The 25,488-nt window shown below is 65.7% G+C and carries 24 protein-coding genes; 10 read left to right on the top strand and 14 right to left on the bottom strand.

Translation table 11 applies throughout. The features are described 5' to 3' along the window. Positions 1–261 precede the first annotated feature (261 nt). Positions 262–852: a flavodoxin family protein gene (locus ACP26O_RS17460; protein WP_175663642.1), complete on the bottom strand. Its 591-nt coding sequence runs from the start codon at positions 850–852 to the stop codon at positions 262–264. Between the two features lie 118 nt (positions 853–970). Between ACP26O_RS17460 and ACP26O_RS17455 the strand changes: the two genes are divergently transcribed. Next, positions 971–1,876: a LysR family transcriptional regulator gene (locus tag ACP26O_RS17455; RefSeq protein WP_175663643.1), complete on the top strand. Its 906-nt coding sequence runs from the start codon at positions 971–973 to the stop codon at positions 1,874–1,876. A 92-nt stretch (positions 1,877–1,968) separates the two neighbouring features. On the opposite strand, the gene ACP26O_RS17450 is transcribed toward ACP26O_RS17455, so the two are convergent. From ACP26O_RS17450 to ACP26O_RS17435, 4 genes are all read right to left on the bottom strand, one after another. Then, complete coding sequence (locus ACP26O_RS17450) at positions 1,969–2,949, bottom strand: sulfonate ABC transporter substrate-binding protein (protein ID WP_175663644.1); 981 nt, start codon at positions 2,947–2,949, stop codon at positions 1,969–1,971. A gap of 124 nt (positions 2,950–3,073) precedes the next feature. Beyond that, positions 3,074–3,922 carry a MerR family transcriptional regulator gene (locus ACP26O_RS17445; protein ID WP_175654590.1) on the bottom strand — a complete coding sequence of 283 codons (849 nt, stop codon included), beginning with the start codon at positions 3,920–3,922 and terminating at the stop codon, positions 3,074–3,076. A gap of 9 nt (positions 3,923–3,931) precedes the next feature. Beyond that, positions 3,932–4,492, bottom strand: coding sequence for a GNAT family N-acetyltransferase (locus ACP26O_RS17440; RefSeq protein ID WP_175663645.1), 561 nt, complete (start codon positions 4,490–4,492; stop codon positions 3,932–3,934). Positions 4,493–4,593: 101 nt separating this feature from the next. Next, positions 4,594–5,508: a LysR family transcriptional regulator gene (locus ACP26O_RS17435; protein ID WP_175663646.1), complete on the bottom strand. Its 915-nt coding sequence runs from the start codon at positions 5,506–5,508 to the stop codon at positions 4,594–4,596. Positions 5,509–5,633: 125 nt separating this feature from the next. Between ACP26O_RS17435 and ACP26O_RS17430 the strand changes: the two genes are divergently transcribed. Further along, entirely contained in the window at positions 5,634–6,632 is a 999-nt protein-coding gene (locus tag ACP26O_RS17430) for a quinone oxidoreductase family protein (RefSeq protein WP_175663647.1), read from the top strand. Between the two features lie 93 nt (positions 6,633–6,725). Here ACP26O_RS17430 and ACP26O_RS17425 read toward each other — a convergent pair whose 3' ends face one another. Then, positions 6,726–8,240, bottom strand: coding sequence for an MDR family MFS transporter (locus tag ACP26O_RS17425; RefSeq protein ID WP_175663648.1), 1,515 nt, complete (start codon positions 8,238–8,240; stop codon positions 6,726–6,728). Between the two features lie 228 nt (positions 8,241–8,468). Here ACP26O_RS17425 and ACP26O_RS17420 point away from each other — a divergent pair, with 228 nt between their 5' ends. After that, a complete protein-coding gene (locus ACP26O_RS17420) occupies positions 8,469–10,028 on the top strand; it encodes a methyl-accepting chemotaxis protein (protein ID WP_175663649.1) in 1,560 nt (519 codons plus the stop codon). A 54-nt stretch (positions 10,029–10,082) separates the two neighbouring features. Here the strand turns inward: ACP26O_RS17420 and ACP26O_RS17415 are convergent, their stop codons facing one another. Both ACP26O_RS17415 and ACP26O_RS17410 read right to left on the bottom strand, forming a co-directional pair. Next, the gene (locus ACP26O_RS17415; RefSeq protein ID WP_175701202.1) at positions 10,083–11,750 is read right to left on the bottom strand and encodes an ATP-binding domain-containing protein; all 1,668 of its coding nucleotides are present in this window, start codon (positions 11,748–11,750) and stop codon (positions 10,083–10,085) included. A 120-nt stretch (positions 11,751–11,870) separates the two neighbouring features. Beyond that, positions 11,871–12,725, bottom strand: a complete 855-nt coding sequence (locus tag ACP26O_RS17410; RefSeq protein WP_011659048.1) for a helix-turn-helix domain-containing protein — start codon at positions 12,723–12,725, stop codon at positions 11,871–11,873. A gap of 537 nt (positions 12,726–13,262) precedes the next feature. On the opposite strand from ACP26O_RS17410, the gene ACP26O_RS17405 reads away from it, so the two are divergent. After that, complete coding sequence (locus ACP26O_RS17405; protein WP_006759801.1) at positions 13,263–13,472, top strand: hypothetical protein; 210 nt, start codon at positions 13,263–13,265, stop codon at positions 13,470–13,472. A 283-nt stretch (positions 13,473–13,755) separates the two neighbouring features. Next, positions 13,756–14,031, top strand: a complete 276-nt coding sequence (locus ACP26O_RS17400; RefSeq protein WP_126225594.1) for a hypothetical protein — start codon at positions 13,756–13,758, stop codon at positions 14,029–14,031. Positions 14,032–14,382: 351 nt separating this feature from the next. Here the strand turns inward: ACP26O_RS17400 and ACP26O_RS17395 are convergent, their stop codons facing one another. Continuing rightward, positions 14,383–15,030 (bottom strand): hypothetical protein, encoded by a 648-nt coding sequence (locus tag ACP26O_RS17395; protein ID WP_175655403.1) that lies wholly within the window; start codon positions 15,028–15,030, stop codon positions 14,383–14,385. 249 nt (positions 15,031–15,279) lie between these two features. Here ACP26O_RS17395 and ACP26O_RS17390 point away from each other — a divergent pair, with 249 nt between their 5' ends. Together ACP26O_RS17390 and ACP26O_RS17385 are read left to right on the top strand one after the other, a co-directional pair. Further along, positions 15,280–16,614, top strand: a complete 1,335-nt coding sequence (locus tag ACP26O_RS17390) for an NAD(P)/FAD-dependent oxidoreductase (RefSeq protein WP_175663650.1) — start codon at positions 15,280–15,282, stop codon at positions 16,612–16,614. A gap of 126 nt (positions 16,615–16,740) precedes the next feature. Then, positions 16,741–17,835: a potassium channel family protein gene (locus tag ACP26O_RS17385; protein ID WP_165753356.1), complete on the top strand. Its 1,095-nt coding sequence runs from the start codon at positions 16,741–16,743 to the stop codon at positions 17,833–17,835. Between the two features lie 142 nt (positions 17,836–17,977). Here the strand turns inward: ACP26O_RS17385 and ACP26O_RS17380 are convergent, their stop codons facing one another. From ACP26O_RS17380 to ACP26O_RS17365, 4 genes are read right to left on the bottom strand one after another with little or no spacing between them, the layout of a single operon-like run. Next, positions 17,978–18,553, bottom strand: a complete 576-nt coding sequence (locus ACP26O_RS17380; protein WP_208446704.1) for a DinB family protein — start codon at positions 18,551–18,553, stop codon at positions 17,978–17,980. A gap of 59 nt (positions 18,554–18,612) precedes the next feature. Beyond that, positions 18,613–19,458 carry a PhzF family phenazine biosynthesis protein gene (locus tag ACP26O_RS17375; RefSeq protein ID WP_175663651.1) on the bottom strand — a complete coding sequence of 282 codons (846 nt, stop codon included), beginning with the start codon at positions 19,456–19,458 and terminating at the stop codon, positions 18,613–18,615. Between the two features lie 54 nt (positions 19,459–19,512). Further along, positions 19,513–20,142, bottom strand: a complete 630-nt coding sequence (locus ACP26O_RS17370) for a LysE family translocator (RefSeq protein ID WP_175663652.1) — start codon at positions 20,140–20,142, stop codon at positions 19,513–19,515. 35 nt (positions 20,143–20,177) lie between these two features. Beyond that, positions 20,178–20,582 carry a VOC family protein gene (locus ACP26O_RS17365; protein WP_006753229.1) on the bottom strand — a complete coding sequence of 135 codons (405 nt, stop codon included), beginning with the start codon at positions 20,580–20,582 and terminating at the stop codon, positions 20,178–20,180. Positions 20,583–20,715: 133 nt separating this feature from the next. Here ACP26O_RS17365 and ACP26O_RS17360 point away from each other — a divergent pair, with 133 nt between their 5' ends. Continuing rightward, positions 20,716–22,062, top strand: a complete 1,347-nt coding sequence (locus tag ACP26O_RS17360; RefSeq protein WP_175663653.1) for a PLP-dependent aminotransferase family protein — start codon at positions 20,716–20,718, stop codon at positions 22,060–22,062. Positions 22,063–22,114: 52 nt separating this feature from the next. Here ACP26O_RS17360 and ACP26O_RS17355 read toward each other — a convergent pair whose 3' ends face one another. Next, positions 22,115–22,447 (bottom strand): winged helix-turn-helix transcriptional regulator, encoded by a 333-nt coding sequence (locus tag ACP26O_RS17355; RefSeq protein ID WP_081467218.1) that lies wholly within the window; start codon positions 22,445–22,447, stop codon positions 22,115–22,117. Between the two features lie 131 nt (positions 22,448–22,578). Here ACP26O_RS17355 and ACP26O_RS17350 point away from each other — a divergent pair, with 131 nt between their 5' ends. Next, positions 22,579–23,562, top strand: a complete 984-nt coding sequence (locus ACP26O_RS17350) for an NADPH:quinone reductase (protein ID WP_175663654.1) — start codon at positions 22,579–22,581, stop codon at positions 23,560–23,562. Positions 23,563–23,796: 234 nt separating this feature from the next. After that, on the top strand, positions 23,797–25,275 hold the full coding sequence (locus ACP26O_RS17345) for a sensor domain-containing diguanylate cyclase (protein ID WP_175663655.1): 1,479 nt from the start codon (positions 23,797–23,799) through the stop codon (positions 25,273–25,275). Positions 25,276–25,488: the final 213 nt, after the last annotated feature.

Below are 25,488 nucleotides of genomic sequence, written 5' to 3'. Positions count from 1 at the left end.
GGGAGAGGACCACGAATATCGCTGGGTAGCGACAATTGATGAACAGCAATCGAACTTCTTGAACTTCTGGCGACACACTACGCGCCGCCCGTGCCGCCGTCAATCGTTATGTTGTAACTGTTTCATTGAGCCATCCGTTTGTCAGATGAAACGATGTGACCCTGCGGGGCGGCGCGGCCGATCCGGCGTGGTGCGCAGGCGTCATCATACCTCGCTCCAGCCGCGAGACATGCAGGCCGGCCGCGCCGCCCACCCCGGATTTCAGCCGATTCGAGCGCGTCCTGCCCGAAACTGCCCGGCGATCGTTGCGACGCGTTCGCCATACCGGCGTGCCGTCTCGAGATCCCCCGGCGACATCTCGTCGGGCGACGCGTCGGCCGGCGTCTGCGCCATCGGCGCGATATAGGAGCCCATGCGATTCAGGTCGTCACGCAGCGAGGCCTTCACGTTCGCCGGCTTGATGTCCATGCTCGCCCAGATCCCGCCGTGCTGGCCGGCGAGCAGGACGAAGTATTCGAGCGTATTGAGCTTGTCGCCGTTGATGCTTGCGCTGTTGGTGAAGCCGCCAAAGATCTTGTCGCGCCACCCGGCGTCGAACCAGACCTTCGACGATGCATCGGCGAACTTCTTGAACTGCCAGCTCGGGCCGCCCATGTAGGTCGGCGAGCCGAACAGGATCGCATCGGCGCCGGCGAGCATGTCCCACGCGTGCGCTGCAATATTTCCGTCGGCGTCGATGGCGACGAGTTCGGCGCCGGCCCCTTCGGCGACCGCCGTTGCCATACGTGCGGTATGCCCGTAACCGGAGTGGTAGACGACGACCGCTTTAACCGAAGAAGTGTGTTGCGTCATGATTGTTCCCTTTCGTTCAGGTTGTCGTCGGGCGACGACATGGGAAAGCACTCTACTGAGTCGCAACCGGGTTATAAATGATGATCGATTGAACGTGCTGTTACTTCCAGGGTGAACAATGCAAAACCTCGACGCGCTCCTGATCTTTGCCCGTGTCGCCGAAATGACGAGCTTCACGCGGGCGGCCGAAAGCCTGGGCATCCAGAAAGGGCGTGTGTCGATGGTGATCCGCAAGCTCGAGCGCGACGTGGGGGTTGCGCTCCTGCATCGGACCACGAGGAGTGTGCAGTTGACCGAGGACGGCCGCGCGTTCTATTCCCGCGCCCGCGACCTGCTGGCCGAAGTGCAGGAATTGCAATCGATGTTCTCGGGTAACGGCACGCGACTGCGCGGAAGATTGCGCGTCGACATGCCGACCGAGCTGGCGCGCAGCGTCGTGGTTCCGGCACTGCCGCAATTGATGGCCGCGCATCCCGAGCTCGAACTCGAACTGTCGAGCACCGATCGACGCGTCGATCTCGTCCAGGAAGGGTTCGATTGCGTGATCCGGCTGGGTCCGATCACCGACGACACGCTGATTGCCCGACCGCTGGGCAAGCTGCGCATGACGAATGCGGCAAGCCCGGCCTATCTGGCGCGGCACGGCATACCGCACACGCTCGACGATCTGCGCACCCAGGGGCACCGGATGGTCCACTACACGCTGACGCTCGGCGCCCGGCATCCCGGATGGGAATATCCGAATGGTGACGGCTATGCGTCGCTGCCGTTGCCCAGCGCGATGCAGGTCAACAGCGTGCAGACTTATCACGCAGCCGGGCTCGCCGGCATCGGGTTGATCCAGGCGGGATATTCGGCGCTCGCGCATCACATTGAAAGCGGCGCGCTGGTCGAGGTTCTACCCGACCTGCGTCCCGAGCCGCTCGCCGCGTCGCTCGTGGTGGCCCATCGGCGCAATCTGTCGCCGCGCGTGCGGGCGTTCATGGACTGGATCGAGGGCGTCTTGGCGCCCTATCTGGATTAGTCGCGAGGGGAGCGGCTGCGTTTCCCGCCAATTCGAGAAGAAAAAAGGCCGACGGGCAGGGCGTCCGTCGGCCTCGTGCGAGTGCGTTGACGTTACTTCGCGGCGAGCGCACTCGCGACGTTCGTGTCGATCCACGCATTGTCCGAGACGCTCAGCTTTTGCGGAATCAACTTCGCGGTATGGAACGCATCGGCAACCCGCTGCTGCGCCGCGACGATCCGGTCGTCGAGCGGCACCGCGCCGAACGGCACGCGCTTGATCCACGTCTCGACGAGCGGTTGCGGCAGGCCGACCTTCGGCGCGAGCAGCGCGGCCGTGTCGGCCGGATGCCCGTTGACCCACTGGCCCGTTTCGCGCGCCTGTTTCAGGATCGCGCCGACCACGTCCGGATGCTGCTGCGCGAAGTCGCGCGTCGCTTCGTAGAAGTTGTTGGTCGCCGCGAGCCCCGTGTAGTCGGACAGCGTGCGTACCTTCAGCGCATTCTGCGCGGCCGCATAGTATGGATCCCATACGACCCACGCGTCGACGTTGCCGCTCTCGAACGCGGCGCGCGCGTCGGCCGGCGGGAGATACACGGGGTGAATTTCATCGTAGCGCACGCCGGCCTTCTTCAGCGCTTCGAGCAGCAGGTAGTTCGCGCTCGAGCCTTTCTGCAGCGCGACCTTCTTGCCGCGCAGCTCGGCGACCGAACGGATCGGCGAATCGGCCTTCACGAACACGGCTTCGTTGTGCGGGGCCGGCGGCTCCGCGCCGACATAGACGAACCGCACGCCGGCCGCCTGCGCGAACACGGGCGGCGGCGCGCCCGTATAGCCGAAGTCGATGCTGTTCGCGTTCAGCGCTTCGAGCAGTTGCGGGCCGGCGGGGAATTCGAACCACTGCACGCCATAGCCGAGCGGCTTGAGCCGTGCTTCGAGCGAGCCTTGTGCCTTGATGATCGATAGCAGGCCGGCCTTCTGGTAGCCGATGCGCATGACCTTGTCGGCGCCGCCCTGCGCAAAGGTCGACGTGGCGGAGAGCGCAACGAGCGCGACGGCGGCGGTGCGGGTGATCCAGCGGGTGAAACGAATCATCGAACGAACTCCATGCGAAACGTCTTCTGGCGAGCGGCCGGTGCCGCCCGGTTGGAAGAATCGTCGCATGGGCGATCGCGCCCGCAAACGAAGCATTGCCGATATGAATATGACGGCGACGGCCCTATGCTTTGTCGCCGTCGCGTTGCGGATCGGACGTATCGGTCGCGCCGGATTGTCGCGCCGCCTCGTCGCTGAGCTTCTTGTCGAGGATCGTCGCGACGCGCCCGCCGAGATAGGCGCTTGCCGCGTTCTCGAGCGCGCGGTTCGTCTCGCCTTCGACGAACACGGCCGCGAGCGGGCGCAGGCGCCAGATCGCATCGACGAGCGCGGGCACGTCGGTCACCGGCGGCAGCGTGCCTTCGTCGTAGCGGTCGAGCCGCTTCACGACGAGATCGACGAGCAGTCGCGCGATCGCGTCGAAGTGCGGCCGCGCGAGGCTGATCACATCGAGCAGTTCGCGCGGCGGGATGCCTTCCTTCGCCATCGCGGCCGCGGCCTCGAGCAGCGCGGGGCTTTTCGCGACGAACGACAGGCCGTGCCGTTCGAGCAGCCCGAGTTCGGTCACGCGCGACAGTTGCGACGCCGTCTGCGGGCCGAACATCTGCGCGAGGGTGGCGAGCGAATAGGTTTTCGGCAGTTCGTGCGACCAGCGGCCGCCGATCGCGTTTTCCAGGCCGAGGATCGAGCGCAGGTCGTGACCTTCGTCGATCGCCTTGATCAGATCCTGGATGTTCGACAGCGTGTAGCCGCGTGCGAGCAGATGGTTGATCAGCTTCAGGCGGGCGACGTGCGTGTCGTCGTAGATGCCGACGCGCCCGCGCTTCTCGGGCGGCGCGAGCAGCCCGCGATCCTGGTACGCACGCACGTTGCGCACGGTCGTGTCGGACACGCGCGCGAGTTCGTCGACCGTATACTCGTTGCGGGAATTCGCGGCGGCCTCGTCCGGCATGGGGGGAGTCTGTTTTGACATGCGGCCATTCTAGCGCGACGCGACAGGCTCGGGCGAGGCGGGGAGCGTGTGTGCGCCGTCGCCGAGCGCGCGCTGCATCAGCGCGGTATCGATCCAGCGGCCGTGCTTGAAACCGACCGCCTTCAGCACGCCCGCCGGCTCGAAACCGAATGCGCGATGCAGCGACGTCGAGCCGCCGGTGCCGCCGTCGGCGATCACCGCGATCATCTGGCGCCACGGGCCGGTCTCGCACCGCGCGATCAGCGCCGCGAGCAGCGCGCGGCCGATGCCGCGGCCGCGCTGGGCGTCGTCGATGTAGATCGAGTCCTCGATCGTGTGGCGGTATGCGCTGCGCGTGCGATACGGCGTCGCATACGCGTAGCCGGCGATGCGGCCGTCGCATTCCGCGACGAGATAGGGCAACCCGTGACGCAGCACCGCGTCGCGGCGCGCGCGCAGTTCGTCGACGTCGGGCGGCGTCTCCTCGAACGACGCGACGCTGTGGCGCACGTGGTGCGCGTAGATCGCTTGAATGGCGGCGAGATCGGACTCGGTCGCGTCGCGGACGACGCAGGCGGCAGCAGCGGACATGGTGGCGGAGCGGGCGGACGAAACCGCTACTATGCCGGCCGCTGGGCGGGGCGGTAAAGGTATCGGCGTCGTCGCGCGCTTGGCATGCCGCGCGTACCGGTCTACAGGTGGCCGTCCGCAGCGCGCACCGCGTCGGCGATCGCGTCCGCGACGCGCTGCACGCGCGGCGAGCGCCGCACGTCCGGGTGGACGACGAGCCAGATCTCGCGCTCGACATCGCAACGCGGCGCCGCCGTGAGTTCGACGAGCGCCGCGGTGGCGGGCAGCGACGGATCGGCCGAGGCCGGCCCGCCCGCGTCCGCGTCCGTTACCGGTGCGTCGACGAGAAAGCGCGGCAGCAACGCGATCCCCGCGCCGGCCACGCACGCACGATGCAGCGCGGCCAGATCGTTGGCGACGAACGCGAAGCGGCGGCCGGCCGCGAAGCGTTCGAGCCACTGCTGTTGCGGCATCTGCGCGAGTGCGTCGTCGTAGCCGAGGAATGCCCAGGTGTCGGGCGGCTCGGCGGCCCGTTCGGGCGACGCGCACAGCGCGAAGCGCATCGTGCCGAGCCGGCGCGCGGCCAGCCCCGGCTCGCTCGGTCGCGACAGGCGCACCGCGAGGTCGGCTTCGCGTGCGTACAGGTTGGCCGCGTGCATCTCGCCCATCAGGTCGATCCGCAGCGCGGGCCACGCGCGTTGCGCGCGGGCGAGCCGCGGCGCGAGGAAGTGGCTCGCAAATACCGGCGACGCCGACACGCGTACGACGCCATCGAGCGCCGCCGCCCCCTGCGCGGCGCGCGCGAACGCATGCACGTCGGCTTCGACGCGGGCTGCATGCTCGGCGAGATGCAGCCCTTCGTCGGTCGGCGGCCAGCCGCGCGGCAGCCGGTCGAACAGCCGGATGCCGAGCGCGGATTCCAGCGCATCGATGCGCCGGGCGACCGTCGAATGCTGGACCTGCAGCGCCCGCGCGGCGGCCGACAGGCTGCCGCCGCGCATCACCGCGAGGAAATAGCGGAGGTCGTCCCAGCTCATCGGCAACGGGGATGCCGGCGTCGGATCGGTCGAATTTTGCACAGTAGATGGGCGCATAACAGGAATTCCGCTCGATTATGCACGATGGGATGATCGTGCCACTTCATTCGATTGCGAGGAACGTCATGACCCAAGTTGTCACCGCCACCCGGATCGGGATCGACCGCTACGGCGACGCCGGCGTGCTGCGCCGCGTCGATGCGCCCGTCGCGCCGCCCGGCGCCGGCGAGGTGCGGATTCGCCAGACCGCCGTCGGCGTGAATTTCGTCGACATCTATTTCAGGACCGGCGCGCATCCGTTGCCGGCGCTGCCGGACGCGCTCGGCGTCGAGGCGGCCGGCGTGATCGACGCGGTCGGCCCCGGCGTGACGGCGCTCGTCCCAGGCCAGCGCGTCGCGTATGCGGGGCTGCCGACCGGCAGCTACGCGAGCCTGCGCACGCTGCCCGCCGAGCGCGTGGTGCCCGTGCCCGACGGCGTGAGCGACGACGCGGCCGCGGCCGGGCTGCTGAAAGGGATTACCGTCTACATGCTGCTGCACCGCGTCCGGCAGGTCGGCGCCGGCGACACCGTGCTCGTGCACGCGGCGGCCGGCGGTGTCGGGCTGCTGGCGACGCAGTGGGCGCGCGCGCTCGGCGCGCGGGTGATCGGTACGGTCGGCTCGGCCGCGAAGGCCGCACTGGTGCGCGCGCATGGGGCGGAAGCGGTGGTCGACTATCGCGAGGAGGATTTCGTCGCGGCGGCCCGCGCGTTCGGCGGCGGCGCGGGCGTCGACTATGCGATCGACGGGATTGGCGGCGACGTGCTCACGCGTACGCTCGGCGCGGTCCGGCCGTTCGGGATGGTCGCGAGCATCGGGCAGGTTGCCGCGATCGGCGCGCGGCAGACGATCGATCTCGATGAACTGGGCCCGGCCCGCTCGATCGCGCTGGCGCGGCCGAGCGTGCTCGGCTTCATTGCACGTGACGTCGCCGGGTATCGGGAAGCGGCGCGCGCGACGCTCGACCGGCTCGCGAACGGGATGCACGTGGAGATCGGCGCGCGGCTGCCGCTCGAACGGGCGGCCGACGCGCATCGGTTGCTGGAGTCGCGCCAGACGACGGGCGGGGTGGTGCTGGTGCCATGACGTCGGAGGGGGCGGCCACCGAAAGTCGTGACGAGGGTCGCCTCGCGGTGTCGACCGGCGGGCACGCGGTGGTGCCACGCCGCCGCCCGCCGATCAGTGATGCGTGCGCAGCGGCGCACTCTGGACGAACCACGCGAGCACGAAGGCGATCGCGATCACGCCCGCCGCCGACAGATACACCACATGCAGCGACCCGGCGAACGCGTGCAGGTACGCACTGCGCACCGCCTCCGGCAACTGGTGCACGGCCGCCGGCCCGAGCGCGGGCGGCAGCTCCGTGCCGGTCGGCAGCGCCTGCCCGAGGCGCGACTGCAGCCCGTGCGAGAACAGCGCGCCGAACGCGGCGACGCCGAGCGAGCCGCCGATCGAGCGGAACAGCGTCGCACCCGACGTCGCGACACCCATGTGCCGGAATTCGACCGTGTTCTGCACGGCGAGCGTCAGCACCGGCATCACCATGCCGAGCCCGATCCCGAGCAGCGCCATGTACGCGTACATGGTGTGCAGCGGCGTGTCGATCGACAGCGTCGACAGCAGCGCCATCGCGATGCCGCCGATCAGCGTCCCCGCGATCGGAAACGGGCGATACGTGCCGAACCGCGAGATCAGCCGGCCGCTCGCGATCGACATCGCGAGCATCCCGCCCATCATCGGCAGCAGCTGCATCCCGGCCTGCGACGGCGTCGAGCCCTTCACGACCTGCAGATAGAGCGGAATGAACGTGACCGACCCGAACAGCGCGATGCCGACGACGAAGCCGATCAGGCTCATCAGCACGAAGGTGCGCTGGCGGAACAGGTCGAGCGGCATGATCGGCTCGGCCGCGAGCCGCTCCTCGTAGACGAAGCCGCCGAGCGCGACCAGCCCGAGCACGAGCGTCATCCACAGCTGCGGCGACGACCACGGCAGCAGCGAACCGCCTTCGCTGGTGAACAGGATCACGCAGGTGAGGGCCGTCGCGAGGAACGCGGCGCCCATGTAGTCGATCCGGTGCTTCACGTGCGCGGTATGCGGCCGGAACACGATGCCGATCACCGCGAGCGCGAGCGCGCCGAGCGGCAGGTTGATCGTGAAGATCCAGCGCCACGACAGGTGTTCGACCAGGAAGCCGCCGAGCAGCGGCCCGACGATCGTCGCGAGGCCATACACGCCGCCGAACATCCCCTGGTAGCGCGCACGGCGGTCGGGCGGCACCAGGTCGCCGATCGCGGCCATCGCCACGACCATCAGCCCGCCGCCGCCGAGCCCTTGCAGCGCGCGCAGCACGATCAGCTGCGTCATGTCCTGCGCGATGCCGCACAGCGCGGAGCCGGCGAGAAACAGCACGATCGCGGCCTGCAGCACGATCTTGCGGCCGTACAGGTCGCCGAGCTTGCCGTACAGCGGCAGCACGACCGTCGACGACAGCAGGTACGCGGTGACGACCCACGACAACTGGTCGAGGCCGCCGAGCTCGCCGACGATCGTCGGCAGCGCGGTCGACACGATCGTCTGGTCGAGCGCGGACAGCAGCATGACGAGCAGCAGCGCGGCGATCACCAGCCCGGTCGGCGTGTCGCGGCGGGCCGCTTCGGCGGCCGGCGGAGCAAGAAGGGTATCGGTTCTCATCGAGATATCTGCCAAGGCAGGGAATTGACCGGAATATAGAGGCAATTGATTGACTGGTCAATTTCTGCCCGAGCTCGATTTGTTGCACCGGTAACAGAAGATTGCGGGGCGGAAATTTGATCGCGATCAGCCCGAAAGAGGGCCGGACTCAAGTTTTTTGCAGGCAAACCGTAATCCAGAGTGCCGCGCACCGAATGCCGCGGCACCTTTCACCGCTCACGTGCCGTCATGAACCTGAACGCCCTGTTTTCCCGTTTCTCGATCCGTACGCGGATTTTTTCCACGCTCGGCCTGGTCGCCGTGCTGCTCGTCGTGTCGGGCCTGATCGGCCTCGCCGGCATGCAGAGCTCGAACCGTGCGCTCGACGAGGCCTATACGCGCCAACTGGCCGCGAAGACCGCGCTGTCCGCCGCGAGCCTGAACCTGACGATCGTGCGGACCACGCTCGACCGCGCGCTGCTGCATCCGGAGGCGCCGGACGTGCCGGATCTCGTCAAGAAGGCCGACAGCTACCTCGCGAAGGCCGACGCCGCGTGGCGCACCTACGCGGGCATGCCGCATGACGGCGACGAAGGTCCGCTCGCGACCCGTCTCGACGCCGCGCGCCAGGCGCTGATCGGGCAGGGGCTGAAGCCGCTGATGGACGCGATCCGCGAGGGACGTCGCGACGATGCCGACCGGCTGCTGATGACGGTCGCACCGCCGCTGTCTGTCGCGCTCACGCAGGCGACCGATGCGCTTGACGCGTATCAGGCGGCGCGTGGCAAGGAGGTCTACGACACCGCCCAGACCTACTACGGCTGGATGCGCGTGGGCGCGCTCGCCGGCATTGCGTTCGGGCTCGCCGCGTGTTTCGGCTGCGCGGTCGGCCTGCATTTCGCGATCACGCAACCGGTGAATCGGCTGCTGTCGCATTTCCGCCGCCTGTCGGAAGGCGACCTGACGTCGGAAGTGCGCTGGTCGTCGCGCGACGAGATGGCCGAACTGGTCAAGGGCGTGACGGGCATGCAGCGCAGCCTCGCCGATACGGTGCGCCAGGTCAGCCAGGGTTCCGAAGCGATCTCGACCGCGACGCACCAGATCGCGGCTGGCAATACCGACCTGTCGCAGCGCACTGAGGAGCAGGCCTCCGCGCTGCAGGAGACGGCCGCGAGCATGGAGCAGCTGACGGCGACCGTGAAGCAGAACGCCGATCACGCGGTCGAGGCGCAGGCTTGCGCGGACAGCGCGAGCGAGATCGCGACGCGCGGCGCGACCGTCGTCGGCGAAGTGATCGGCACGATGAACGAGATCGACCAGAGTTCGCAGAAGGTGGCCGACATCATCGGCACGATCGAGGGCATCGCGTTCCAGACCAACATCCTCGCGCTGAATGCGGCGGTCGAAGCCGCGCGCGCGGGCGAGCAGGGCCGTGGCTTCGCGGTGGTCGCGGGGGAAGTGCGCACGCTCGCGCAGCGCTCGGCCTCGGCGGCGAAGGAAATCCGCACGCTGATCGGCGAGTCGGTCGAGCGTGTCGCGACGGGGTCGCGGCTGGTCGGCGTGGCTGGCGCGACGATGCAGGACATCCAGCAGGCGATCGGCCGCGTGACGGGCATCATGACCGAGATCGCGGCCGCGTCGAACGAGCAGCGTGACGGGATCGAGCAAGTGAACCGCGCGGTGTCGCAGATGGACCAGGTGTCGCAGCAGAACGCGGCGCTGGTCGAGCAGGCGGCGGCAGCGGCTGCGTCGCTCGAGGAGCAGGCTGATGGGTTGCGGCGGGCGGTGGGGGCGTTTCGGGTCGCGTGACGGGGGGAGTCGCGGGAGGGCGTCAGTTCAACGTCATGCCCGCCACCCGCCGCGTCAACCGCCCGTGAGCTGCGCGGCCGAGCGCGCCGACGCGACGAGCAGCAGCTTCATCGTCGCGCGCGTCGCGCCGACGAACAGCTTGCGGGCCGCACGCGCATCGAGCGTGTCGAAATCGATCTCGGTGAGGATCACGCACGGCGCGGATTGCCCTTTGAAGCGGTAGATCGAATCGAGCAGCACGTCGCCTTCGCGATATTCAGGGTTGCCGAACAGATCGTACTTGCCGGTGAAGCGCTTGACGCGGTGCGGGCCGAGCTGGTCGAGCGGCGCGAGCACCGAGCTTTCGCGGCCGCGATACGACAACACCGCGATGTCCTGCTTGCGAAAGCCGAGCGACAGCGCGTGCGTGATCGCGCGCTTGGTCGCGTCGATGCACGCTTCGGCGAGCGCATCGCCCGATGCGCCGTCTTCACCGTATGACGACACCGACGGATCGGAACCGTCGAACGGGCTGCCCGAGCGCAGTTCCAGCGCGAGCGGCTCGACGCGGCCGACGATGTCGCGCACGAATTCGAGCAGGTCGCGCGGGCTGCGGTAGTTCGTCAGCGCCTTCAGCGTGACCCAGCCGGGCAGCGCGACGGGCTCGCGCAAATAAAGGTTCTGCAGCGGGTCTTCCAGCCACCACCAGGCCCCTTCCGGCGCGAGCAGGCGCTCGAGCGCCGTCGCCCACGGCGGGTGGAAATCCTGGCCTTCGTCGACGATCAGCACGTCGAAGCGCCAGCGTTCCGGAATCGGCGCTTCCGCAAAGCGTGCCTCGAGACGTTCGAACGCACCCGGCACGTCGAAGTCGGGCGTATAGCCGCCGTCGCGCGCCACCCAGTCGCACAGCTGATGGTAGTTCGCGATCTTCGCGCCGGGCGGCGCGATGCGTGCGATGTAGTCGGCGAGCGGCCGGTTGAAACAGACGTAGAGCACGCGCTTGCCGGCCGCGACCGCGTCGCGCATCGCCTGCACCGCGAGCTGCGTCTTGCCCGAACCCGCGGTGCCCGTCACGCGCAAGCGGAACGGCGTGAACTCGAGCTGCCGCGCCCATTCGGCGAGGCCGCCCGACAGCCGCGTGACGAGCGTGCCGGCCTGCCCGACGAGCGCACTCGTGTCGGGCGTGAGCGCCAGCTCGTCCGCGAGGAAATGATGGAGCTTCGCCGCGTTCGGCAACGTTTCGTCGTGCTCGGGCAGGATCTGCAGGATCACCTGCGCGAGCTGCGTCTTGCGCGACGCGTCGACGATCCGATCGGCCGCGACACCGGCAATCGCCGTCTCCCGAATCGAGTAGTCTGGGCAGTACAGCAGCGCCTCGACGCCGTAGACGCCCGCGCCGAGCGCGGCGGTCAGCCGCCGGTGCAGCGTCTCCTGCGTGCGCGCGAGCTGGATCGGGACATTGCGCTCCTTCTGCAGGTAGACCTTCACGAGCCCCTTCGGCGTTTCGCGCAGGAAGCCGGCCTTCTGCTCGATCAGCAGCACGCGGCCGGCCGGGCTGACGACGACGAACGCCGCTTCGCCGAACACCGAAAAGCCTTGATCGGCACGCGTCCAGTGCACGCCGTGATAGACGGTGTAGGTGTCCGGCAGCGCGTGTTCGAGGGCGGCGAGCGTCTCGCGCTCGCGTTCGGCCGCGCCGGTGGCGGCGAGGCTTTTCCAGTCGTCGGGAATGAGGCGGGCCATGAAGGGGCGGCGGATGCCGGTCGTGAACAGGGTCCGGCTATTGTACTGAGGAACCTGTTCGCGACCGCTGCGCCGCGCGGGCGCCGGCCATGCGAAGGCGGGCGGCGCAGTGGGCGGGCGTTACCCGCGTGCGAGCCGTTTTGCGAGATCGGCGCTGAGGATCGCCATGCGCGCGGGTTTTTCGTAGCAGACGACGTCGAACGCGCGGATCACTTCGCTGATGTCCGCTTCGCTCGCGCGGCCGGTGAGCAGGTCGCCCGTCAGCACGAAGATCGGCGCGCCCGGATTGTCGGACGTGCGCACCGCCTTGATCGCGGTGGCGGCCGTGCTGCCGTCGAACAGCCATTCGGTGACGACCGCGTCGAACGCCTGGCCCTGCAGCGCATCGACGAACGGCGCGAGGCCGTCGAACGCGGCCGTCGCGAAACCCTGCCGTTCGAGATAGCGGCACAGCTCGGTCGCGCTGACGCGATCGGGATCGATCACTGCGACGACGAGCTTGTCGCTCTCCGCGCGGCGCGGATAGATCTCGATCTTGTGCACGTCGTAGGCGTTCTGGTACAGCACGCCCGTGTGGCGCAGCACGCGCCAGCGACCGTTCTGTTCATAGGCGACGAACTCGGGGCGCGCGCCGGCTTCGAGCGGCGCACCGATCCATGCGGTGCACGGAATTTCGGCGACGCCGGCGTACAGCACCGCCTCCTGCGAATAGGCGCCGACCATGCCGGGGTCGAGCGTTTGCGCGCCGAACAGTTGTGCGGCGGGCTCGCCGTAGGCTTCGGCGACTTTCTTGATTTGCGCGAGCGTCCAGGGGCTGCTGCCGCGCAGTTTGCGGTGACCTTGCGAAAAGCTCAGGTCGAGGATGCGGCACAGCTCGGTGGTCTGCTGGCGCTTGCCGATGCCGTTGCGGGTCATTAGCTCGCGCACGCGCTCGGCAACCGCGAGGGAATCCGTGGTGATTGCTTCAGTGGTCATGCTACGGGAACGGATCTTGACGTTCAGAACGACGCCTTGCGGCAGTCTCGGCGGACAGTCTTGACGACGTCCAGTGGCGAGCCGACCGGCCACGCGCGGAAAAGATAACTTTACCGCAAAACGACGGCCATTCCATGTCGCGAAAGGTGCGTTTGTGTGAAAGGTGTGTCACGACGTTACGGCGGCCCGGCAGCTTCCGTCGCGCGCCAATGGCCCGTTCGCAACCGTCGGGCGCGGATCGCGCGGTGCCGGGACACGATTCCTCGCAGGGCGGCGCCTAATCTTACGACGCGGCCCGCGGGATGCACCAGCGCAGGGCGTTTCGCGGTCCGGAGCGCGCGCTCAGGTCGCTTCCCGTCGACAAATATTTACATCACTTTGCGCGTCACGCGGTCGGGCGGAACCGCATCTTATACGCGGATCGTTTGATGGTTTAGTCTAATGAATTCCCTGCGGATACCGTTTCGGGAGCGTGCGTGCATGAACGCGGCGGGGCGCCATGCTACGATTTCGCCGTCTCAAAAAAGCGTTGATGCGATGCAGAAGAAATTTGTGATGCGCGGGTACGAGATGAACTGCGAACCGCGCGTGACGGAGGACGGCAAGTACGCCGCCCAGGTCGAGGTCACGAAGCTGGGTTTCAGCCGCGAGGCGGCCTTCCGCAAGCTGGGCGAATTCGATACCGAAGCCGAAGCCGTCGCCTATGCGAAAAAATTCTCCGAAGAGTGGCTGAGCCGCTACGCGTAGCGCGATGTTCGCCCGTGCAAGACGGGCGTCGGCCTGACCGGCGCGTGCCTGCGCGTTGAGTCCCGCGGCCCCCGCGCGGGCGGCCCCATTCACAGCGAAACCACGACGAACGCCACCGATTGCGCGGCGTGGACGGCGCGCGCCGTTCGTGGATGGCGGCGCGTGACCGTCTTCGATTCATCTCTGACGGTTGTCAATATTCGGGCAAGTTTGGAGATTCATTCCCCACACTGTGAGGTATCGTTTGACGATCGATTGACGGCAACGCAATGGGAGACTGCGAATGAGCACGTTGTGCATGCAGACCGTCGTTCACGGTAAAACTGTGCGGGTCATGTTGTCGCTGGAACGTCGTACCGCCAGGATCGACATCGTCGATGGCGACGCGGGCAGCCATCCGCCCCGCACGATGAGCATCGAACAGTACATCAAAGCCGGTATGGCGGACGACGAAATCGCCCGGCATGTGCTGGAAGTCGTCGCGATGTCGCTCGAGCAGCTTGCTCGGCTCCAGCCGTTCGACCGCGCAGCACGCGCACGAATGCACTATTCACACTGATCGCACCGATGCCGGTGGTGCGGGGGCTGCCCCGACGCGAGCCGCGCATTCCTTCCGTATCGATCTCGGGTTGCGATTTGCAACGGGCTGCGCGTGAGCGCGATCGTGCCCACGTGGCGTTGCGCTTATCGCGCCTTCAGCATTTCGTCCGCGAGCCGATACGCGGTGACCGCGCGCTTTGAATCGTAGTCGGCGATCGTCGATACGTTGCGGCCGGCGTCTCGTGACGGCAATGACGTAAGGGCCTTGATTACATGGCGAGCGCCGGATCTTTTATGTTGTGAAGTACTAATGAGATGCGCATTGCGCTCCATCGCGATCATTGATCCATTGCGGCCGAATGCGATCGCCTTACGCCGGCATATACATGAACGGCTCGCCGTCCTCCCGCTCCACGGAAAGCAGCCGCTGGAGTTGATCGAGCGCGAACAACTGCTTTCCTTCCGCCGCCGCTTCGGCTATCGCGGCATCGACCAGTTTCCTCGCCCGCGCGAGAATCACGGATCGCTGACGCGCGATCTCGAGCACCATGCGTTGCTCGATGTTCTGACGGTTCGATTGCTTGTCGCTCAGGTGACGCCAGCGATCGCGAAGCTCGGCCCAGGTAACGCGCTGAAATTCCGGAATCGTGCGCGGGAGCGTGCCCGCTTCCGCGGGCTCCGGCTCGGCGCGCAATGCACAGCGCAGGGCCTCGCGCGCGCGCCACTCGTCTGAAAACGGCGCATACACGTCACGTGAGCGACCGATCGGATTCGCGCGCGCGATTTCCTTTTCGAGCAGGTAATTCAGCCGCCGTAGCGCCGAGCCATGCGCGAGCATGCCCGGATCGAGCACGCGGATCCGGCGCGAGGCGTCCGCGACATGAGCCTTCAGTTCCCACAGCGTCAGGCGAAGATGCTGCACCTCGAGTATCAGGCGCTGCACGTCTGCATAGGTGCACTTCGTCCACCACCCGGTGAGATCGTTCAGCTTCGGGGGATCGAATGGGGGGAGGATCATTTCTGTTGCAGCGACACTGTATGGATATACAGTTTATCGCGCGGTAACATAGCGCCGTCAAGGCGAAAAAATGGGGACGGCCGATCGGCGACAATGACCGTCGGCCGGGCCGCGGCCGGCGGGCTGAACCGCTCGCCGGCCTTCCCGCGTATTCGCCCAAGCCACACCCGGAACCCGACAGCATGATCTGGTGCCGACCATCGCCTACGTCGATGGATGCGCCGGATGGATCGACGCCAACAGAGAACAATGACGACAACTTATCCGCTGCACGATGCATTGACGCACGCCGACACGGCGTTTCCGGCCGAAGCCGACATCGTGATCGCCGGCGCCGGCATCATGGGCTGCGCGGCCGCGTACTACCTCGGCCTGCGCGGCCTGAAGGCCGTCGTGCTCGACAAGTCGCGCATCGCCGGCCAGCAATCGACTCGTGCGTGGGGCTTCGTGCGGCAGCAGGGCCGCGAGTCGGCCGAAGTGCCGCTGATGATGGCCGGCATGCGGATCTGGGAAGGGCTCGAGCAGGCGCTCGGCTTCGACCTCGAGTGGCGGCAGGGCGGTTGCCTCTACATGGCGGACAACGAAGACGACTGGGCGTCGTTCCAGGCGTGGCTCGCCGTCGCGCGCGAACACGGGCTCGACACGCGCACGCTCACGCGCGCGGAAATCGACGAGCGCGTGCGCGGCCTGTCGACGCAGGCGCGTACGCTCGGCGGGCTGTATACCGCGACCGACGGGCAGGCCGAGCCGCGTCGCGTGGCCGCCGCGTTCGCGGCGCGCGCAACCGAAGCCGGCGCGCGTTTCTTCGAAGGCTGCGGTGTGACGGCGATCGAGACGGCCGGCGGCGCGGTCGTCGGCGTCGTGACCGAGCGCGGCACGATCCGTACGCGGCGCGTGATCTGCGCGGCCGGCGCGACCAGTTTCCGGCTGCTCGACGGCATCGGCATCCGGCTGCCGCAGCAGGCCGTGCGCGGCACCTGCATGCGTACCAACGTGTTGCCCGACGTGTCCGCGTCGACGATCTGGGGGCACGGCCTCGGCATTCGGCAACGCAGGAACGGCACGATCAATCTCGCCGACGACATGCAGGTCGACGTCGACCTGACGCTCGGCCATCTGCGCGGCTTGAGCCTGTTCTGGCCGCAGTTCTGGTCGCAGCGCGAGAAATTCCGGCTGCATCTGAATGCGGCGGCGTTGCGCGATGCCTGCGCGCGCATCGGCGGCGCGGCCGGGCCGATCGAGCCGCGCGATCCGCAGCCGCAGCCGAATCGCACGCATGCGCCGCGCGCGCTCGCGAAGCTCACGGCGATCTTTCCCGCGCTGAAGGACGCGCAGATCGTCGAGGCATGGGGCGGCCTGATCGACGTGCTGCCGGACGGGATTCCGGTGATCGACGCGCCCGGCACGCCGTCCGGGCTCGCGATCGCCACCGGCTTCTGCGGGCACGGCTTCGCGATGGGGCCGATCGTCGGGCGGCTGCTGGCCGAATGGGTCGATACGGGCGAGCCGTCGCTCGATCTGTCGGCGTTCCGTGCCCGGCGTTTTGTCGACGGAACGATGGTCCGGCCGCGCAGCATGCTGTAGCGGCCGTTGCGGAGGGGCGGTAGCGGAGGGCCGGTAGCGGACGGCCGGTAGCGGAGGACCGCTTACGGACGCGCCCGCATCTTCCCGTCGTAGAATCGAGCCCGCATCCTTCAGGAGAATCCCCCGTTGGCAACGCCTTCCGCCAAACGTCGCCCGTTGCGCTCACGCCTGCGTCGTACCCGTGATCCGTGGCGGGCGCCGCGTGCACGCACGCTGTTCACGCGCCCCGCGACGTCGCCGCACCACACGCTGCTGTTCCGTCTCGGCGCGGTCGTTGCGCTGTGCATGCTCGCGTTTCTCGTGCTGTATCTCGATCGCGACGGCCTGCGCGATTCGACCAAGAGCACGCCGATGAACGTCGCCGATCTCGTGTACTTCACGATGGTCACAGTCGCGACGGTCGGCTATGGCGACATCGTGCCGGTCACGGCGCGCGCGCGTCTGATCGATGCGTTCTTCATCGTGCCGATCCGTATCGGCATCTGGTTCATCTTCCTGGGCACGGCATATCAGTTCGTGATCCAGCGCGTCATCGAGGAATTCCGCATGAAACGCCTGCAGAAGCAGCTGTCCGATCACATCGTCGTGTGCGGCTACGGCCTGTCGGGGTCGATCGCCGTGCGCGAGCTGCTGGAGAGCGGCGTCGATCCGTCGACGATCATCGTGATCGATGCGCAGCAGCAGGCGCTCGAGGCCGCGACGGCGCTCGGCGTGACGGGGCTGCTCGGCGATCCCGCGCATGAAGACCTGCTCCAGCAGGCGCAGGTGCGGGCGGCGAAGGCCGTGATCATCTCGGTGACCGACGATCCGACCGCGATCCTGCTGACGCTCTCGGTGCGCAGCATCGCGCCCGAGACGAAGATCGTCGTGCGGATCCAGGAGAACCTGTATCAGCGGCAGTTGCGGCAGGCGGGCGCGGACGTGATCGTGTCGTCGACGAAGATCGGCGCGCTGCTGCTCGCCGATGCGGTGCATAGCCGCTACATCGTGCCGTTCGTGAACGACATGCTGTCGACGCGCGGGCGGGCGACGCTGGTCGAGCGCGAGGCGTTGCCGCACGAGATCGGCTGCATGACGAACGTCGTGCCGGGCGCGATCGTCGTCGGGCTCGATCGCTGCGGGAAGATTCAGTCGTTCTACGAGGATCCGCCGTGCCGGATCGAGACGGGCGATACGCTGGTCGTGATTCAGTCGGCCCGGATTCCGGATCCGGATGCGTAAAGGCGCTTTGAATTTTGTAAATTCATATAATTCAACGGGTTGAGTGTTTTCATTTCAATTGGATTGCTATCTTCTCCTTTGTGTGCAGGCGCCATGTAGGCGCCCGGAAGCAACATCGATCCACGTCGAGACGAACAGGCGCTCATCGAGCGTCGCGATAGTGATCCCTGATGAATACCGGAAGATCATTTGACGGTGGCGCAAAGGGCACCTGATACATCATGTCGCCGACAAAACCGCGGTGATAGGTGGCGTGATTGACGACATGCAGCACGATTTGCTCGCGGGTCATGACGCCTTCTCCTCCGCCAACAAACTCGAAATGAACGGCTTTCGCGAGATCCGCGTCCGACCAGGTGTCGACAAGATCGATGTACCAGCGGTCCATTTCCTGAACCGCTTTCCAAAGATCGGAAACTGCAGGCGTATGGTCGGTGTTGCGCGAGGTGTAGGTGTGTTTCTTTCCCTGCAGATGATGTCTGAAAATGTCGTCTACCACGTAGACATGATTCAAGGTATGCACCATGTTTCCGAACCGCGTTGGTCTCTGCCGAAAGGCTTCGCCAGCCGGCAGATCCATCACGCTCTTGAGCGTCAGTCCATTCGCCCAGCACTTGTAGCGCACCAGCATTCTTAATGTGCCTGCTGCCGAGGCGGGCAGTGTGATGCGATCGGTGGTTACGGATGGAGCAATCTGGTGCGGAGGGGAGGCAGGCATGCTGAAACTCCTTGCGTGTTTTCGAACGTCAGAACGATCGGGTTGATCCGTTTGCCTTTTCAAAGGCCGCCGAGCCGGCCTTCGACATGCGTGCGCGTCTTGCCGCCGACCCAGATTTGGCCGGCCTCATCGCGGGTGAGATGAATGCGGCCATGGCGGCCGAGGCGTGTCCCCTGGGCGGCGACATAGTCGTCTTCAACCACACCTGTCGTGAACAGCCACTGCGCCATTGATGCATTGAGGCTCCCGGTGACCGGGTCTTCGACGATCGTGCCCAGATGGTTGCTGAAGAAGGCGCGAACCTCGAAGGCGGGATCGCCGCCTGTTGCATGAGGGCCAATAACGCCGACGTCGATCCGATCTGGCCAACTGCGGAGCGGATCGAGGGCAAGCACCGTATCCGCCGATACCAGCCTGATGCCCAGCCATCCGGGGCCGTTGTCGATCCAGGCGGCATCGAGGATATCGCCCGATTCGATTTGCAGTAGTCGCCGAGCCTGGTCCAATTCATCCTGTGTCGGCGCGCCGGAGCGGATCAGCGGCGGGGCGGCGAAGTAAAGCCGCTCGTGAGCGCGTCGGATCGGAACCAGCCCGGCTCCGCATTCCTGGAGGATTTCCGCTTCGTTCTTCGGCACGCAGCCCGTCGAGAGCCACGCATGACAGCTGCCGAGCGTCGGGTGTCCGGCAAAAGGCATCTCCCTGTCCAGCGTGAAGATCCTGACCCGGTAGTCAGCATCAGGATGCGTGGGTGGCAAGAGAAAAGCGGTCTCGGACAGGTTGAACCAACGCGTCAGCCGCTGCATGTCATCCGTTGTCAGGGCATCGGCACCGATGACGACCGCCAACGGATTGCCCGAAAGCGGTCCGGCGCCGAAGACATCGATCATGTGGATCGCAAAGGCCATGTCATTGCTCTTTCAATTCAGATCAGTGGGTGAGGGCGCCGACAAGCCGGGATATCAGCGTTGCCAGGCAAGCAGCTTGACTCCCGCAACGGCGAACACCGCGGATAGCGTGCCTTCAATCCAGCGCCGGAGTCTGGCATACAGGGCAATCATCCGAGCGGTCGAGAAGAGGACCGCATAACCACCGAACACGATGACGCCGAGGAACGCGCAACCGCCGATGATCGCCGGAAAGGTACCGCCAGCGGCGTTTTCCCGAAGCCCAAGGGACATGATGGCCATCCAGGCCAGAACCGCCTTCGGGTTTCCGATATGCATGAGAATGCCCTGGCGGTAGAGCCACCGATAGCGAGGTGTCGAGCGTCGCGGGTCCATCTTCGCGAAGCCGGAGCCCGGCTTCAGCGCCGACCTGCCCGTGCGGAACGCCAGATAGAGCAAATAGACACCACCGACCATCTTTATGACGAACAGCGCGTCGGCATAAGCCGCCAGCACGGCGGAAATGCCGGTCGCCGCCAGGATCGCCCAGAAGAGTGAGCCCGTGATGACGCCAGCCGCGAGAACGAGGGCCGGCAGACGGCCGTCACGCATTGCCGTTCCCATGATCGCCATGTTGCTCGGCCCGGGACTGGCGGTGGCGATGAGATAGGTGCCGTAGGCGAGTGCGATCTGACTGGCGAGCATTCGAGTTTCTCCAGAGATGCGGGGCTACTCCAGCGCTATGGCTGGAGGTCTCCGCGATGAACGATATGGACCTTGTTCCCATCAGGATCGCGTAGATACGCGCCGAAGTAGCCGTCACCGTAGTGGGGGCGTAACCCGGGTGCGCCGTCGTCCGTTCCACCGTGCTCAAGACCATTCGCGTAGGCCGTGTTCACGGCTTCTTGCGAGGGGGCCAGAAAGGCGACCATGCTGCCGTTGCCGATGGTCGCCGGCCCGCCGTCGTAGGGGATGTAGACATAGAAGCGCGGCAGCAGCGTTTGACCGGTTACCCAGCAAAGCGCCGGCGGCCCGCCATCGGACATGACGACGCGGCGTTTCAGTCCGAGCGGAGCGAGCACCGCGTCATAGAAACAACCCGCCCGCCCAAGATCACGCGCCCCAACAGTTACATGGCTGAACATTTGACTCTCCACGCGCCCGTCATGGCGATCGGGCGCTTCCAGAAATGCATGACTTCATCCAATCCCATCGTGCATGTTACGCTTGTTGTTTATATAAATAGTGTCACGTGACACTAATATCTAGGCGGCTAACATGCTCCTGCAATCCCCGTGGTCGCCACGGCTTGCCGACATCGAGGCGAATACCACCGAGCGGTTGGTCCTCGCCCTGGCTGACGACATCATCGAGGGGCGGCTGACGGGAGGCGACCGTCTGCCCGCTCATCGCGATCTCGCGTTGAAACTGGGGATTGGCCTTGGGACGGTGACGAAAGCCTATGCCGCGCTCGAACGGCGAGGCCTGACCCGCAGCGTCAAGGGCCGGGGAACCTTCGTGGCGATCCGCCAGGCGCACCATGATCGTCAGATCGACCTTTCGTCCAATGTGCCGCCAGCCATGCTCAACGCTCGCCTGCTGGCGCGAACATTGACCGGGATCGCACGCAAGATCGATGCGGACCATCTCAATCTGTATGCCCCGCCCGCCGGGCATATGGAGCACCGACGTGTGCTGGCTCGCTGGCTTGAAACGCTGGGCCTGACGGTGGAACCGTCGCATCTGGTGCTGACGAGCGGCGCACGCCAGGCGCTGTCATTGGCCTTCGATCTTGCCTGCGGCTCGCAAGGGCTGCTTCTGACCGAGCAGATCACCTATCCTGGCGCGATTGCGCTGGCTAGGCGCAAGGGATATCGGATGCAAGGCGTCGAGACCGACGCGCAAGGGATGGTGCCGGTGGCACTGGCGCACGCACTCGACGGCACCGCATCGACCGGCAGCCAAGCGGTCTATCTCACGCCGACGCTGCACAACCCGACCACCGCAACGATGGGCACGGAACGAAGGCAGGCCATCGTGGATATTTGCCGCCAGGCGGGCGCGTGGATCATCGAGGACGGCGTCTATGCGTCGGCAGTGCCGGCTTCGCCACCGCTTGCGGCGTTGGCGCCCGAGATCGTCTTTCATGTGAACGGGCTGTCCAAATCTCTTGGCCCCGGTTTGCAGATCGGCGTGCTCGCGGTGCCGCCCGGACTCAACGACGCAGCGGAAGATGCGCTGCGGGATCTGCCGATGGCGCCGTCGCCGCTCTCTTGCGCAGTGGTTGAGGAATGGCTGGCCACCGATGTCATCTCCTCGATCCAGCGGGATCTGTACCATGAGGCGCGGCGTCGATCCAATCTGGCAATCTCTCTACTCGGCGCGAGCGAACTGGTCTCGCATCCCGGCGCCTACAACGCCTGGCTGCCGATGGAGCGTGACGCTGCCAATCGTTTCACATCCGTCGCTGCAGCGATGCGTATCAAGTTGACCCCTCCGGAATCCATGATGGTGAACCCGGAAGATCGGGCGAGCGGGATTCGACTGTGCCTCGGCGGCCCGTCGTTCGAAGATCTGACAGAAGCACTGACGCTCCTGGCAGGGCTGCTGAAGCAGCGTGCTTGACGCCACCGGGCGAGCACCGCGGAGCCGGAAAGTCTTAATACCAAGGCACTTTCTACGATCCGCGCCGGGAAAGGTAGCTATCTCCCCAATCCTTCATCGCGTTGAGCACAGGTGCGAGGGTCCGCCCGAATTCGGTGAGCGAATATTCAACCCGAGGCGGAACTTCTGCAAATACCTCGCGGGAAATTATGCCGTGCGACTCCAGCTCTCGAAGCTGCAAGGTCAGTGACCGTTGTGTGACTCCGCCAATAAGCGTGCGAAGTTCCCCAAAGCGTTTTGTGCCGCTGAGCAAGTAGTACACGATAAGTGGCTTCCACTTTCCGCCTGCGACCTCGACGGTAGCCTCAACCGTGCATCGGTACCCTTGAGGATTCGGTATCTTCATATCTCAATAGTATAAAAATTAACCCTATATATCAATGTTGTGCTTACTGTTCATTAGTGAACTTAGGGTCCAAACTGCATCGGTACGGTGATCAAGACACGCCGCATATTTGGAACGACGGAGCAAAATTGATGAAAGCAGCTTTCTATGAGCGTCAAGGGGTCGCCCGGGACGTGTTGATTATGGGGGAACTGCCGATGCCAGAACCGGCGCCAGATGAAGTGCGAGTACGAATCCATGTATCTGGATTGAATCCGACAGATGTCAAGGCACGTACAGGATTCTCCGCTCTCATGCCATATCCTCGCGTCATTCCTCATCAGGACGGGGCGGGGGTCATCGACGCTGTTGGCATAAACGTATCTCCTGACAGGCTGGGTGAGCGGGTCTGGATTTATGAGGCACAGCATGGTCGAGCTACGGGCACGGCGGCGGAATTCGTTGTAATTCCATCAAGCCATGCTGTCCACTTGCCTGACAACGTGTCATTTGACGTAGGGGCAGCGCTTGGTATTCCTGCGTTGACGGCACACCGCTGCCTGTTTTCCGACGGCAGTCTTAAGGGCCAACGCGTACTCGTCCACGGAGGCGCGGGTGTGGTCGGCACTGCTGCAATCCTGTTGGCTAAATGGGCTGGTGCATGGGTTTCGGCAACGGTGATGAACGCCGAACAGGCCACTGTCGCAAAGGCGAACGGCGCGGACCTGGTGATCGACCGAAAGGCGGACAACTTGGCAGATCATGTCCTCGAGGCGACAGCCGGGCTTGGGGTTGATCGTGTCGTTGACGTTGATCTGAGATCCAACCTCAATGTCAATTTGGCGCTCCTTTCTCAAGGTGGAGTAATAAGCGCCTATGCGATGGCCAGTGCATCGGACGAACTGGCCGTTCCATTATTGAAAGCCATGATGCACGGGTGTGTTCTCCGTTTCGTATACATCTATCGCGTCCCCATCGAGGCAAAGCAAGCCGCCATCAGCGACATTAACGCTTGCCTTGAGGCAGGCGCTTATTCGCCACGAATCGGATTGAAGGTTCCATTGGATCAGATTGCTTACGCTCACGAGACACTGGAGTCCGGTCAAGTCATAGGGAAGGTTCTCGTGCATAACTGATTCGACGGTTGTCTTTGGGTAATCGATTCGTCGACGAATCGATTGACTTTCGGATTCCGGATCCGGATGCGTGACGCTCGGGTGCGAAACGACCCGCTATCGACGCACCGACGCACCGCTGCCGCGCCGCCCTCGGTGCATCCCCCGCTTGCCATGCCGCTGCGCCTTTTTTAGTATGAAGTAATCATGTGGTGCGCCCGCGCCCGCGCACACGCTTGATCATCGAGGAGACACATGCAATCCAGGTCGGCGGCTCCCTATACCATCGTCGTGGTCGGTATCGTGATCGCCTGCGCGCTGATGGGTCTGTGCGTGCTGCAGCTGTTCCAGAGCCGCAACGACGCGCGGGAGCGGGCGAGCGAAACCTCCCGCAATCTCGGGCTCATCGCCGAGCGCGACATCGAACGCAACTTCGAGCTCTATGACCTTTCGCTGCAGGCGGTCATCAACGGCCTCAAACGTTCCGACGTGATGAATGCGCCCGCGAGCCTGCGGCGCTCGGTGCTGTTCGACAATGCGATGACGGCGGAATTTCTCGGCTCGATGCTGGTGCTCGATGCCGGCGGCAACATCGTGCTGGATTCGGCCAACGACGTGCCGCGCCGCGGCAATTTCGCCGACCGTAAATACTTCACCGTCCATCGTGACAATCCGAATGCGGGACTCTTTATCAGCGACCCGTTCACGTCGCGCCTGCGTGGCGGGGCGCCCAGCATCGGGCTCACGCGGCGAATCTCGAACCCGGACGGCTCGTTCGGCGGCGTCGTGCTCATCGCGGTCAACCTCGAGTATTTCCACAATCTGTTTGCCGGCCTGTCGCTGGGGCAGCGCGGTTCAATCTCGCTGATCGGCAGCGACGGCGTCATGGTGATGCGTCAGCCGTACGACGCCCACACGATCGGCCGCGACATCAGCCACGCCGCGACCTTCAAGCGGTTTCAGACCGCGCGGGAAGGCGTGTTCTCGGAAACCTCGTCGCTCGACGGGGTGCGCCGGCTCTACTACTTCAGGCATCTGCCGAAGCTGCCGCTGATGATCATGGTCGCCGAAGCGGAAGAGGACATTTATGCGGCGTGGCGGCACCGGGCCGCGACGATCGGCGCGTTGGTGGCGACGTTCGGTGCCGCCTTCATCGCGGTGTCAGTCATGCTCGGCACGCAACTGCGGCGGCGGATGCGCGCCGAGTCGGAACTCGTGTTGCTCGCCCGCACCGACGGTCTCACCGGGCTGAACAATCGCCGCACCTTCGGCGAAGTGCTGGATCGCGAATGGCGTCGCGCACGTCGATCGCGCTCGGTTTTCTCGTTGTTGTTCGTCGATGTCGACCGCTTCAAGGCCTATAACGACACCTACGGGCACCAGGCCGGAGACGACGCACTGGCCGCGGTTGCGCGCTGCATCGGGGAGAACATCCGCCGGCCCGCCGATACCGCGGCGCGCTACGGCGGGGAGGAATTCGTCGTGCTGCTCCCCGATACGCCCGAGACGGGCGCCGCCCAGATCGCCGAGCGAATTCGCGCGGCGATCGACGAGCTGGCGCTCGAGCACGCGGGCAGCGAACATGGGCACGTCACTGCCAGTATCGGCCTCGCGAGCTGGACGCCCGACGACGACGTGGAGGCCGGCAGCGTGATCAAGGCCGCCGACGAGGCGCTGTACTACGCGAAGGCAACGGGCCGCAACAAGGTCGCCGCGTTTCAGCCGCCGCCGTGACGGCGTGACGCATCGCAGCATCGCAGCATTGCAGCGTTGCTCCCGCTGACGGGTACCCCTCATCCGATCGTGCGTGATGAACCGACGGAGCGCGATATCGATGACGAGGCGGCCGCCTGAGTGTCGGTCTTGCCGGCGCGTGCAAACGAGTTCGCCGCAATGCCGGCCGCCGCGCTACAGTGGACGTCAACCGCCGTCGAACGACGGGCGACG

It is taken from the genome of Burkholderia sp. R-40 (assembly GCF_049942845.1).
Classification (GTDB): Bacteria; Pseudomonadota; Gammaproteobacteria; order Burkholderiales; family Burkholderiaceae; genus Burkholderia; species Burkholderia ambifaria.
Note: the sequence above shows the minus strand (reverse complement) of the source record. Positions and strands in the feature narration are given on the sequence as shown.